General features: G+C 61.7%; 9 protein-coding genes. All 9 read right to left on the bottom strand.

The window, feature by feature from the left end; translation table 11 throughout:
* Nucleotides 1–5: 5 nt before the first annotated feature.
* Complete coding sequence (locus B0E33_RS10280; protein ID WP_077291155.1) at nucleotides 6–1,046, bottom strand: DUF7146 domain-containing protein; 1,041 nt, start codon at nucleotides 1,044–1,046, stop codon at nucleotides 6–8.
* Nucleotides 1,046–5,398 carry a strawberry notch family protein gene (locus tag B0E33_RS10285; RefSeq protein WP_077291156.1) on the bottom strand — a complete coding sequence of 1,451 codons (4,353 nt, stop codon included), beginning with the start codon at nucleotides 5,396–5,398 and terminating at the stop codon, nucleotides 1,046–1,048. The genes B0E33_RS10280 and B0E33_RS10285 overlap by 1 nt, the downstream gene beginning before the upstream one ends.
* A gap of 280 nt (nucleotides 5,399–5,678) precedes the next feature.
* Nucleotides 5,679–5,843, bottom strand: a complete 165-nt coding sequence (locus B0E33_RS31100; protein ID WP_167579520.1) for a hypothetical protein — start codon at nucleotides 5,841–5,843, stop codon at nucleotides 5,679–5,681.
* A gap of 453 nt (nucleotides 5,844–6,296) precedes the next feature.
* A complete protein-coding gene (locus tag B0E33_RS10290) occupies nucleotides 6,297–8,456 on the bottom strand; it encodes a ParB/RepB/Spo0J family partition protein (RefSeq protein WP_077291157.1) in 2,160 nt (719 codons plus the stop codon).
* A 178-nt stretch (nucleotides 8,457–8,634) separates the two neighbouring features.
* Nucleotides 8,635–9,123, bottom strand: coding sequence for a JAB domain-containing protein (locus tag B0E33_RS10295; RefSeq protein ID WP_439126687.1), 489 nt, complete (start codon nucleotides 9,121–9,123; stop codon nucleotides 8,635–8,637).
* Nucleotides 9,124–9,243: 120 nt separating this feature from the next.
* On the bottom strand, nucleotides 9,244–9,648 hold the full coding sequence (locus B0E33_RS10300) for a DUF2958 domain-containing protein (RefSeq protein ID WP_077291158.1): 405 nt from the start codon (nucleotides 9,646–9,648) through the stop codon (nucleotides 9,244–9,246).
* Nucleotides 9,645–10,601, bottom strand: coding sequence for an ArdC family protein (locus B0E33_RS10305; protein ID WP_077291159.1), 957 nt, complete (start codon nucleotides 10,599–10,601; stop codon nucleotides 9,645–9,647). The genes B0E33_RS10300 and B0E33_RS10305 overlap by 4 nt, the downstream gene beginning before the upstream one ends.
* Nucleotides 10,602–10,932: 331 nt before the next feature.
* Nucleotides 10,933–11,997: an SMP-30/gluconolactonase/LRE family protein gene (locus B0E33_RS10310; protein ID WP_156912378.1), complete on the bottom strand. Its 1,065-nt coding sequence runs from the start codon at nucleotides 11,995–11,997 to the stop codon at nucleotides 10,933–10,935.
* A 456-nt stretch (nucleotides 11,998–12,453) separates the two neighbouring features.
* A complete protein-coding gene (locus B0E33_RS10315) occupies nucleotides 12,454–13,341 on the bottom strand; it encodes an SDR family oxidoreductase (protein WP_077291161.1) in 888 nt (295 codons plus the stop codon).
* Between the last annotated feature and the right edge of the window lie 6 nt (nucleotides 13,342–13,347).

The following is a 13,347-nucleotide window of genomic DNA, read 5'->3' on the forward strand; positions in this document are numbered from 1 at the left end:
CGCCCTCACGCCGCCAGGAACCGCGCCACGTCGTCGGGATGAAGCTGAAGCCGCAGCCGCTCCCGAAGGGCATCGATCCCATCGCACCTCAGATCGTCATTGAAGTCGCCAAGCCTCGACGTCAGCACCAGCGCCTCGATTCCGGCCTCGGCGGCTCTGGCCAAAAGAACCTCCCACGCGCCCTCGCCCGCAGGATCGCGGTCACACAGGACATAGAGCCGGCGGAGACCTTTCGGGAACTGGATGGCGGCAAGATGAGCCGCCGAGAGCGCCGCCAGCACCGGCAGTTCGACACCGGCGGAGCGGGCCGACAGCACCGTCTCGATCCCCTCGCCGGCGGCGAGAACATCTTGCGCCACTCCGAACCGCACCCCGTGGCCGAGCAGGTCTCCCATTGCCCGCCTCGGTGTCTCGACAACCGCTTTGCCGGAGCCGTCCACCGCGAGCCAGGTGCGATGCGCACCGGTCTGACGCCCGCCGAGATCGGTGACGGCGGCGACCATCGCCGGGAGCTGTCTGGTCGCGCCGCCTCCCTCCGGCCGGTAGTAGCAGGCAGGATGGAAGCGCAGGCTTGCGGTTTCATGCAAAGCCGTAATGCCGCGATTGCACATATACGTCTCCACGAGTGTTCCGTTGATCGGTTGCGACATGGCAAAGAGACGCCGTGCGGCCGCGGCAGAACCGGACGGGACCGGCGACACTTGCGGCAACCGTGGCTGTTCTTCCGGCTCCGGACGCGGCAGGTTCAGAAATCGCCGTGCCTCCTCGGCGACATCGCGAAAGTCGGTGAGGCCACAGCGTTCGCGGATGACATCGAGGAGATCGCCATGTTCGCCAGTCGCTGCATCGGTCCATTTTCCCGCAACGCCCTTGCCACGATCCGGTCCCTTGAGCCGGACGAACATCGACCGGCCCGGCGAACCCTGCACATCCCCCACCAGCCAGTAGCGGCCGGATCTTCGGCCGGCCGGCAGGTAGTGGCGGCAGACCGCCTCGGCCTCTCTTGCAAGACGCGCCGCAAGCTCGGAGGCGTCAGCCCGGGACATCAGGCTACCCCGCGATCCGAGATGCGCTCGATCGGCCAGGTCTCGATCAGCTTGTCGAGCACTTCCACACCACTCTCATCGACTGGCACGAAGAAGCGCAGCTTCCAGGAGATGATTTCCGAGAAGAGCCCAAAGGCCTTGAGCCGCTCGCGCATGCCTTCCGTAAAGCCGGATAGCTCGATCCGGTTTGCCCCCATGACGCGGCCCCGCCGGAGCTGCAGACCTTCGGCAAGATCCAGGATGGTGTGACCATCGAGTAGCGCGGCATGGGCTTCATCGGGAGACAGCGTCACCGACCCGGTCGCGGCTACATTGGCCGCCCAGGCCGGCGAGACGCGGCGGCCGATGATGCGCTCACCCTCGTCCGTTTGCAGCCGGTAGATCCTTGTCGACTCGTTCGGCAGACACTTCCACACCGGCAGGAGCAGACCGCTGACCATGTGCAGCGTGCTCTCGGTGAATTCCGGAACCTCCGACAGTTCGTGGTCCCAAGCGGACGCGAAGGTCTCCCGGTCCACCTCGCGCCAATGGCTGCCGGTGAGTGCCTTGAGCGAAAGCGGACTGTGCTCCATCGGCCGGATTAGCCGGACGCGGCGCTCGATCTCACCATCGTCGAGCATCATGGACGGCGCCGGCACCTGAACGGCCGACCGCCCCGACTTGCCGTTGACCAGCAGCCTGGCACCGGGCTCCGCGCCCGCACGGGCAATCGCTTCCTCCAGCGGCATGGGCTGATTGCGGCGCTTCTCGGCGATAGTGAGAAGCCGGGTCTCCGCGCCGGTCGCCGGATGGGTATGGATCGTCCGCCGGTCGGTGACCACAAAGCTCTCGGCCGTCAGTGTCTCCAGCCCGAGATCATAAGTACCGCTGGCGATCGCTCCCTCGACCCTGGCGTCGAGAAGTTGCTCGAAGGCGGCAAAGAGGATGCCCTGAAGCTCGATGGTCAGCGCCAGCAGGCGGTTGAGGAAGGTGGTGATCGGCGGCAGATCGTCCCTGATGCCGTTCGCGTCCGTCAGCTTCAGGCCGGTGGCGGTCTCAAACCGCTCCAGCGGACAGCCCTCGACCTTGCCGCGCACAATCAGGAGGTAAAGCTGGCGTAGCGCGTCGCGGGCATAAAGGCTTTCGAGATTGTCCTCGGGGCGAAAGAGCCCCTGTCCGCCGGTCTGGCGCTGGCCCCGGGTGATGGCTCCGAGCGTGTCGAGCCGGCGGGCGATGGTCGACAGAAACCGCTTTTCCGCCTTTACGTCCGTCGAGACCGGCCTGAAAAGCGGCGGCTGCGCCTGATTGGTGCGGTTTGTCCGCCCGAGCCCCTGGATCGCGGCATCGGCCTTCCAGCCGGGCTCGAGCAGATAATGGACCCGGAGCCGCCGGTTCCTCGCCGACAGGTCGGCGTGATAACTGCGCCCGGTGCCACCGGCATCGGAGAAGACAAGAATGCGTTTGAGGTCGTCCATGAAGGCCGCCGTCTCGGCAAGATTGGCCGAAGCGGCGCGGCTTTCGACTGCAAGACGATCGCCTTTTCGCACGATGCGCCGCGAACGGCCCGTCACCTCGGCAACCGTGTCTGTGCCGAAGCGCTGGACGATCTGATCGAGCGCACCGGGGACAGGCGGCAGCGAAGCGAGCCGCTCGATCAACTCGTTCCGCCGGGCGACCGCCTCGCGGCATTCGACGGGCTGACCGTCCCGGGTAACCGGGCGCGAGGAAAGATTGCCCTCGCTGTCGGTGAAGGGCTCATAGAGCTGCACCGGGAAGGAATGGGCGAGATAGTCGAGAACATATTCGCGCGGGGTGATGTCAACCTGGACGTCATTCCATTCCTCGGTGGGGATCTCGGCGAGCCGCCGCTCCATCAGCGCCTCGCCGGTCGAGACGATCTGGATGACGGCGGCATGGCCAGCCTCCAGATCGCGCTCGATCGACCGGATCAACGTGGGCGTCTTCATAGAGGTCAGCAGATGGCCGAAGAAGCGTTGCTTGGCGCTCTCGAAGGCGGATCGCGCCGCGGATTTGGCCTGCCGGTTGAGCGTGGCTCCACCTCCCTTTGGGCTGCCGGTGATGTTGGCGGCTTCCATCGCCGCGTCGAGATGGTTGTGGATGACGGCGAAGGCGCCGGCATAGGCGTCGTAGATGCGGCGCTGCTCGGCGGTGAGCCGGTGCTCGACCAGCTCGTATTCGACGCCATCATAAGAAAGCGAGCGGGCGGTGTAGAGCCCAAGCGACCTGAGGTCGCGAGCCAGAACCTCCATCGCCGCGACGCCGCCCTCCTCGATCGCCTCGACGAACTCTGCCCTTGTCACAAACGGAAAGTCCTCGCCGCCCCAGAGACCGAGCCGTTGCGCATAGGCAAGATTGTGCACACTGGTGGCACCGGTCGCCGAGACATAGACCATGCGGGCATCAGGCAGCGCATGCTGCAGTCGCAGTCCCGCACGACCCTGCTGCGAGGGCGCGACATCGCCGCGTTCCCCTTTGCCGCCTCCGGCATTCTGCATGGCATGGCTTTCGTCGAAAATGATCACCCCATCGAATTCCGTCCCGGCTTCGGCGCCGGAACCGGACTTCAACCAATCAACGATCTGCTTCACCCTGGAAACCTTGTCGCCACGATCGTCGGAGCGCAGCGTGGCGTAGGTGGTAAAAAGGATGCCTTCCGACAGCGTTATCCTTGCGCCTTGCTGGAAGCGCGACAGCGGCGTGACCAGCAACCGCTCCATGCCGAGCGCCGACCAGTCGCGCTGCGCGTCCTCTAGGAGCTTGTCGGATTTGGAGATCCAGACGGCCTTGCGACGGCCGCGCAGCCAGTTGTCGAGGATGATCGCGGCCGACTGACGGCCCTTGCCCGCACCGGTGCCGTCACCGAGCATGAATCCGCGGCGGAACCGGACAGCATCGCTGGCATCATCAGGCGCGGCCTGGACGAGATCGAAGGTCTCGTCGACGGCCCAGCTGCCGGCGAGATGGCCGGAATGGGCCTCGCCCGCGTAGATCACCGTCTCGAGCTGCGCGTCCGACAGCAGCCCGTCGGTGACGACTTCCGTCGGCAGCATCGGCCGGTAGCCTGGCTTCGGCGGAGCAACGGACGCCATCGCGGCCGACTGCACCAGTTTTGTGGGATGAGCCTGAGACCCGGGAATACGGATCGACTGCAATCCGTAAGCCTCGTAGATCGCGTCGGTGAGCCCGGCGCCGTCGGGCGGTGTCCAGTCGACGGTCTCATAGGATAGCTCAGCGGCCTCGGGGTCGGCGATGGCAGGCCCCGCCGAACGGGACTTTGCAGGGCGCGCCAGAACACCTCGCACCGTACTGCCAGCAGCGGGGGCTGGTGATCGAGAAATCTCGGGACGCGAAACCGGAAGCCGCGGTGGAACCTGGTCCTCGATCCAGCCAAGCAGCGTCGCGACATCCGGCGCCATACCTGGCGAGGTCGGGAACAGTGCCGGATCCTTTGCGGGTACCTTGTCGATGACCGTGAGCCGGGTTGGGAATGTTGTTCCGTGCTTTGAATATGCCGATCCGGCGATCGCGGCGGAGAACACGACGGTGCCGCGCTCCTGCAGGCGTGCAAAGGCTTCGCGCCAGCCGGGCAGTTCCGGACCGACATTTGCCCCGGTGATCGTCACCAGCCGTCCGCCCGGAGCGAGGCGGCTCAGCGCCGAGGCGATGTGCCGGAAACCGGCATCGGCGACACGGCCGGAAACGTTCGCGAGCGCCGTGAAGGGCGGATTCATGATGACGACGGAAGGCACGACGGCAGGATCGAGATGATCGTCGATCTGCGCGGCATCGAACCGCGTGACGTCCAGGGCCGGAAAGAGGGAGGTGAGCAGATCGGCGCGGGTTTCCGCCAGTTCGTTGAGAATCAGCGATCCACCGGTGATCTCGGCCAATACCGCCATCAGGCCGGTGCCGGCCGACGGTTCCAACACAAGGTCGGCGGCGGAAACATGAGCTGCGGTTAGCGCGGCAAGGCCAAGGGGAACGGGCGTGCTGAACTGCTGGAGCGCCTGGCTTTCCTCGGACCGACGGGTCTGCGTCGGCAGCAGCGCCATGATCTTATCGAGCACAGAAAGCCGTGCAGCCGGCGTTGCGGCTTTACGGAAAACCGCCTTGCCGTATTTACGCAGGAACAGAACCGTCGCCACCTCGCAGGCGTCATAGGCGCTCTTCCAGTCCCAGGCGCCGGATGCATCGGACGCGTCGAAAGCAGTTTCCATCGCGGCGCGCAGCATGGCAGCATCAACGTGCTGGCCTTGTTCAAGATGCTCAAAAAGATCATGGGCGGCGGCCAGGATGGCGGGCGCGGGAGCGATCGGTGTGGCCTGGACGGCCACGGGTGCGGTTATGTTCATGTGGGGAATTCCTCGAGAGCAGCAACGGGAAAGCCCGGCCAGCGCTCTCTCGACCGCCCGGGCTCACCCCGTCCCGGCAGTCCTCTCCCTCTCAGGGCAAAAGAAATCGCGCCACACCGGAGCGTGGGCGCGATCAGGCTGGAAGAAGGTCAAAGGTCGGTTTCGGGAAGCAGGAGGCGAGCCTGGCTCCTCGAGAGCCCTTGAGCCCGCCTCGGCCCAATGCGGCAAGTGAAATCAGGAACCGGGGCTCAACGGCCCCGGCCGGCCTGAGGCGATCGCCTCACGAGAAGGGATCGATTTCGAACATCACGGCCACCTCGTCGCCGTCGATTTCGTCGGCGGTCACAGCACCGAAAGATCCGTCGCCGGCCTGGAATACGACGATGGAAACCATCAGCGTGGCGGCGAGGCTGGCGGCGTATGCGGTGGCGTCATGAAGGGACATTGTTCCGGCTCCTATCTTGGGAGGCGGGGGACCATCCCCCGCGCGACAGGCGCTCGATGTGTCTGATCGAGGACGGCAATCACCGCGTGCGTTCGGGCTCGTCCCGGCACCGCGCGGCGGCACGCTCGCGTAAGCCGACCCCATGCGGGTTGAATGCCAAAGCCTCGTTCAGACCAAGGTCAGCGATTGGAAGCGGGGGAAGGTTTTCCGTATCTGTCAGAAGCCGGAAAGGCGTAAATACGATTGCACAGCCGCCTCTGTCCCCTGCCAGCCTCGCAAGAAGGAATGCAACGATGGGCAGGAGCGAAGACGTGAGGCAGGCAACCCGGCGTAACACCAACGGAGCACAATGGTCTTGATGATGCTGGGTACCTAGATAGGTCCGGTAATTGCTGCCCGGCTTGCGCCACCATGAAAAACCCCGGAGCCTTGCGGCTCCGGGGTGAAATCGCGTTACTCGGCCGCCACGAGGGCAGCATCTTCGTCTTCGGCTTCCGCGTTTTCATCGTCGCTGTCATCATCACCGAGAAATGCCGGAAGAGTCTCATCCGCTCCGCTCTCCTCGTCTTCCGTCTCGACCGGCACGGCTTCGCAATCGTCCGTCATGCGCAGCGGCTCCGGCAGCCAGCCGGTGCCGGCCAGCAACCGTTCGGCCTCCTTGGCCATGTCGCCCTTCTTGAGATGGTCGATCAACTCGGCGGCGCGCTCGCCCGCTCCTTCGCGCACAGCTTCGAGAATGCGAGGCTTGGTGACGCGGCCAAGATAGTTTTCGACCGTCGGCGTCCAGCCGGCTTCCACCATGTCGAGATCGACAGCGCGAGCGAGACGATCCGCCTCGGCGAGACGCTGCTGGATGCCGTGCACGGTGACGGTGCCGCCGCCGTAGCGGTCGGCCTTCTCGTAGAGGGCGTTGACGCCGAACGCCGCGCAATGCGCGAAGAGCTCCGCCTGCTCGGTGCCTTCGAGGGAAACAAGCCAATCCCAGAGAGCGGCCTCGTCGTCCGGCATGCGTGCCTCCCAGGCCTTGTGGCGTTCCTCGATAGCCTGTGCCACCGGAGTGTCCTTCAGACCAGGCGCTTGCAGCGCGAAGTCGGTGTTGCGCACCGAGACTTCCATGGCCGGGCTATAGGTCGTGTAGCGGGAAAAGACGTCCCGGCATAACTTGTGCAGCACGGCCAGGAACGCGACGGACGGATTGTTCGCCAGCCTGTCGCGCAGCGCCAGCGTCCGCTCGGCGGTCAGCTCGGTAACCAGGCGTTCCGGAAGCGGCTTGATGACGTCGCCTTCGTCGTCATCTGCATCCATCGGCTGGCTGCCGATGGTGATGACAGCGCGCCGCGCCGAAGAACCGACACCAGTATCAACGTGGTCGATGCCAGCGGCTCCACCGGCCTCTGATCCGTTACTCTCGACGGCGACGTCAAGCTCATCCTCGGGACGGACATAGCCATGATCGACGACAAGTTCACCGTCCCGGCCGATGCTGAGGAAGACACCGGCGCGGGCAACCTCGTCCGGATCGAAGCTGACAGGACGGTTTTCGAATGCTTGAAGTGCGGCCTCGATTTCCGCGAGACGCCGATCGACCTCTTCGGGCAGATCGTCGGCCTCCGCGTATTCCGATTCGAGATTGTCATGCTCGTTGCGGAGTGCCTCGCGGGTCGCCCGTTCCTCTTCGGTGAGGTCCTGCGTCGTGCCGGTGAGTTTGCGCAGGCCGTTGGCGTGGCCGTAGGGAAGTTCAACCGAAGCGTCGATCCACCGCCAGCCTTCGGCCGCAATCTCGTCAGCCTTAACTTTCAGCTTCTCGTCAACCAGGCGGTCGAGAAGGGAGACATCCTGCAGCCAGCCGTCGTCATGTTGAGAGAAGAGGTCGCGCAGGATTTCGCCGCCTGCCTGCTCATAGGCTTCGAGACCGACGAAGCGGGCACGTTTTTCGGAAGAAGGCACCGTGGTTTCAGTTAACAGGCGCCGGATCTGCCACGGCTCCTTCTGCCAGGAATTGCGAATGCTCTCCCAGACTTGTTCCTGACGGACATGATCGGGATTGACCGTAAAAGCCATCAGCATCTCCAGCGTCATGCCGTCCTCGGCATAGACGTCGAGCAGCACGGGGGAGACGGTGGCAAGGCGCAACCGCTGCCGGACGACCTGGACCGTGGTGAAGAAGGCCGCCGCGATCTCCTCCTCGCTCATGCCTTTTTCGCGCATATCAAAGAAGGCGCGGAACTGGTCGAGGGGATGAAGAGCTACGCGCTGGGTGTTTTCGGCCAGACTGTCGTCTTCGGCGAGGATATTCGTCGCGGGATCGCGGACAACGCAGGGCACGGGCGCGGTTTTGGCGAGACGCTTCTGCTTCACAAGGATTGCCAGGGCCTGATAGCGACGGCCACCGGCCGGCACCTCGAACATGCCGGTCTCGTGGCCAGCCTCATCGAGCAAAGGGCGGACATTGAGGCTCTGGAGGAGTGTGCCGCGGCGGGCGATATCCTCGGCCAGTTCCTCGACAGAAACGCCGGACTTGATGCGCCGGACGTTGGACTGGCTGAGGACGAGCTTGTTGAAGGGAATATCGCGTGAGGGCGACAGGGTGAGTTTCTGATTGGCAGTTGCCATTGGGATAGTCTCCGCGACGGGCGCCGAGAGCCTCTCTCTCAACATCCAACCCGTCGTGAAAACCCCACCCCTCCTCTCACTCTCGTAGAGCGCGGTCTGGCCCCCTGCGATTAGAAACCACTGCTTCGCGAATGACGGACGAATGCGGCCGAGGTCAACCAGCCCATCCGCCAATCCATCAGATTTCGCCGCGGGCGCGCAGGCTGACCTCCCGGCCGATGCCGACGATGATATGGTCATGCAGCATAAGGCCCAGAACCTTGCAGCCCTTGTTGATTTCCTTCGTCATCGTGATGTCGGCGCGCGAGGGCTCAGGATCGCCGGACGGATGATTGTGGACCAGGATCAGCGCGGTCGCATTGAGCTCTAGGCCACGTTTCAGGACTTCCCTAGGATAGACCGGAACGTGATCGACCGTCCCGGTCGCCAGGCACTCGTCCGAGATAAGCCGGTTCTTCTTGTCGAGATAGAGCACATGAAACCGCTCCACCTCTCCGCGAATGGTGAGAGCGCAATAGTCCAGCACGGTCTGCCAGGACGACAGCACCGGATTCTGGTTAAGGTGGCGCAACAGAATCTGGCGTGCTTCGTAAATGACAACCTGCTCTTCAGCCGAAATCGGTGCGTGCTGCGGGTCCATGGCAAATGTCTTCTGATGCCGGGTCATGGTCTGGTCTCCCGACGGGCAGCAGGCCCCTTGCCAATGCTCTCAACCCGTCACGAGGAACCGCGCCGCCCTCTTCCTCTAAGAGAGCGACGCAGACCCGCAGAGCAGGGCAGCCGGAGTTCAGGTTCTGCGGTTTTGCGTATCGACGGAATTACTGTTGTGCGCATCAACACTTCGAGGCCGGGCATAAAGCACGCGCTCAGCTGCGCGGATACTGCCGGCTTGCCGGGCCGTTTCCGCCCACACCGAAATCGAGACATCCGTTTGAAACACGATGTCGCGCTCGATGCCCATTCCGAACGGGAGGCGAATTGACTTGAGTTCCTCCAGCGAAAAGCTGCCCAATTCCGGATAGCCGAGATCGGCAAGGCCGAACAGAGTGTCACCGTCAGGATTGAGCTCGGTTGCGAGCCAGACACCCTGGCCGAAAGGATTGAAGAATTTGACGACCGGCACATGGTCGATGTCGCGCTCACGACCGTTGGCAAGCAGGCGTTCGCGCTGTTCGGGTGTCAGGAGGATCATGCCGCCCTCCTGTCCGCAGAGCCGGCGTCAGCGGAACCTGTCTCATCCGCAAGGAAGGAAAGAATCCAGTCGGCCGCCTTGCTGGCCTGCGAGGCGGCCCGAACGATGGCGCGGGAATCCTCGCGCATGACCTCAAGCCACGAGCCGATGTAATCTGCATGGCGCACGGTCGGGACGATGCCGAGCGACGCACAGCAGAAAGCGGAAATCTGTTCGGCGATCAGTTCTTCGAAGGCGTATTTCTTGGTACCGAAGGACCCGGAAAGATCACGATTGAGCCGGCTGTGATGCCCGCTGGCGTGACCGATTTCGTGCAGGGCGGTTCTGTGCCAGTTGATCGGCTCGAAGTAAGCCTGTGGCGGCGGCACGACCACATAGTCCTGGGCCGGAACGTAGAAAGCCTTGTCGCCGCCGATACGAAAATCGATGCCGGTCGCCCTGATGAGCGTCTCGACCTTCGGCTCGATCAGGCCTGATGGCGAGGGGGGGATGGTGACGGCAATATCGTCGGGCAGCCCCTCGCATTGCGCCGTGTTGAACACGGTGAACCTTTTGAGGAACGGGATGGCCTGCGCCTCCTCGCCGGTCTCGCGGACACGCTTCTTCTCGTCCTCGGAAACGAAGCGGTCGGCATAGACGACGGTGGTGCCGCGTTCACCCTTGCGCACATTCCCGCCAAGGGAAAGAGCCTGCCGGAACGTGAGCCATCCCTGATCAGGGAAGCCGTGCTGCACCACGGCGCCCCAGAGAAGCAGGATGTTGATGCCGCTGTAGCTTCGACCCGTGCTGGCATTCTTCGGCAAGCTGAGCGGAGCTTTCGCAGCGGACGTGCCCCAGGGCTGCACCCAGGGCACGCGGCCCGCTTCCAGCTCGGCGATGATCTTGGTGGTGATTTCGTCGTAAAGGTTCGCCCTCGCCGTGTTGGTGCGTGGGGTACGATCATATCTGGACATCGCGGTTCTCCGCGACGGGCGCCGGAAACCTCTTCTCCAGCCCTCAACCCGTCACGGCAAACCGCGCCCGCACTCTTACTCTCAGGGTGCGTTGCGGGGTCTCCCCGCAGAAGGGGTGCGCTGGCAACGCAGTGCCGGTCAAGGGGAAGGCCCTCCCCCAACCGAATACCCTCAGTCAAAAACGAACCAGTTTTCGAGGATCAGAGCAGAAAAATTCCTGCACACAGTATTATTTCGCGCCCCTATAATTTATACTACCACGCCAAAATTTTCGCTCGATCGTCTAATGTAAAAAACGGAAGGCAACCAAGAAAAATTAGTGCTGTCCGCCTTACTTTATCCTATAGCGTCTCACATAAAATCTCTCCGGCGGGACATCGGAACGTCGGCTCTCTGTAAAGCGATGACCAAGGCCCGATTCGGTTACGTATATAAGCGACGGGTCGGCCATATCGATCATCAGGTTGACTGGAACATCAAGATTTTCGGCCAGTGTTTCAACTGGACGGGGACCTCTAGACAGAGGATCGACGATACGAGTCAGCTTGCCATTTCCGCTCACAATACCGCTTTCGACCAACAGGAGATCTCCGTTACTTGCGACAACAAAGCCATCAGGGTTTTCAATGGGGCGTTGGAGTTCGAGACGGCGTAAACGCGAATGACCCGCTTCAGTGCTTTCAACTGCAAAGATGGTCCCAGAACCCAGTACTCCCACAAGAAGAGTGTGGCCGTCCCCGGCCACGGCAATCCCGGCCGCACCGATGCCATTGATGCCGCTGCCATTCGATGCAAGTTGGTTATCGGCAATGAGAACAGACAGCCGGTTTGCATCAGGTGGTAGCGTCAGGATGCGCGGAATGCTTGTGTCTGTTATGAAGAGCGAGCCGTTTTCACCCACTGCGATATCATTGGCAAAGCCTCCGTCAGGCACGAGCATCACAATATCGACTGCGCCTGTTTCGACGTCGCGTGCGAAAATGCGATGCGCGCGCCGCTTGTTGCTTCCGTCTGGCTGCTCTACTCCGAGAAAATCTGGCGAAGCGCCCCACAGCCGACCTGATCCACGGTCATATTTCAAAGTAGTACCTGCGAAGACCGATGGGTCATCTATAGCAAAGCGCTTTTTGCCGTCACTATCGATTTTGAGGATTTGTCCACTGACGACCGAACCAATGAGAAGTGCTCCATCAGGCGTTTGAGCAATCCCATTTGGATACTGGAACCAGGAAGGCAGTTCGATCGGTTTGAGCATTTCAACTTGGGCGGATGTAGGAGATGAAGACACCGCAAGAAAAATGAAAAAGGCTATCAAGCAGCAGATATTCATTTGACTGCCGGTATTTCGCTCCATCGCGCAAATTTCCGTTCGCTCTCGATTGGTTGGTGACTTCATAAGATACCTCCAAACTTGCCAAGTTGCCTGATTACAAAGATTTGGGACGGTTGGAATAGTCATTCGCTGAGATCCAAAGGGGGCGGTCCGGCAGAGTGGAGCCTGCCGAACCGCGAGACTGATTGGCGATCACCTATCTCAGTCAGGAGCTTCATAGGAAAAAACTAGAAGGTTCATTGCACACGGACGCCAATAGGAGTTCGTCGGCATTCCTCCCTGTCAGTGTCTTTCTTGGCGTAGCCCACGTAAGCATCGAACTCTATGCCCGAAACCTGCTCTCTTGGCACGTGAGCGTCAATCACGTGCTGGATCACATCGCTTCCGCAGTGGTAATTCCATACATTGCATTTGATCCATCTAAAACCGAGCCTGTTGTGCTTGTTGCTTGAACAAACAATTGCGAGACCATCTCTTCACCAAGGTTTCAGAAGCAGCAAAAGCGGATAGCTTCCAGGGTCAGGCATTGACCGTTTCTCCCATGTATACGGGCTTTAGGCTGTTAACCAGCGCAACTTGAATAGGTGCAACTGCTTCGTTGACAGCGGTCACACCCATATCGTGCCCCACCTGTGTGCGGACCGGGCGCGGGGCCGACATTTCAATGAGTTCGGCGATCCGTGTCGCAATGTTGCCCGCATCGGTACTGCCATCCTCCTGATCAAACATCCCCTTGAACATACCAAGAAGGCGGTCACGTCCGTTGGAAAGGTCACCATATTGGCTAACGCAAATTTCGTCAGATGGTGATGGCGCGGTAACCACAAGATCGGTGCCGTGCCCGCTTGGCTCGACCAAAATCGATTCAACGCCAAAGGATTCGAGTTCATAATGAAGTGCTTCGGCATAAGCCTCCACGGCCCATTTCGATGCGCAATACAACCCGAAGAATGGCATCCCGAAGCGACCAGCTGCAGAACTGAGGTTTATTACCAATCCTGACTTGCGCGACCGCATTGCCGGAAGGATCGCGCGGTTCATGCGAATGATGCCATAGAAATTGACGTCAAAGAGTTCTTTTGCCTGATCCAGAGTGAACCCCTCAGTCAGACCGACGGGCATGATACCGGCATTGTTGACCAAAACGTCCAGCGGCGCTTCCTGTTCGATCCGCGCAACAGCGGAAACGACCGTGGAGTCGTCGGTCACATCGAGCTCGACAGGTACGATTTGGTGATCGAGGGCTGCAGAGAATTGAACAAGCTCGCTTGCGACGTCTTTGTTGCGGCCTGCCATGTCGCGAAGACCCGCATAGACCCGGTGGCCACGGCGAGCCAATTCTCTAGCAGTCAAGAGACCGATACCTCGGCTCGCACCTGTAATCAGAACTGTTTTGGATGTTGACATGTTTTT

This window comes from Roseibium algicola (genome assembly GCF_001999245.1).
Taxonomy (GTDB): domain Bacteria; phylum Pseudomonadota; class Alphaproteobacteria; order Rhizobiales; family Stappiaceae; genus Roseibium; species Roseibium algicola.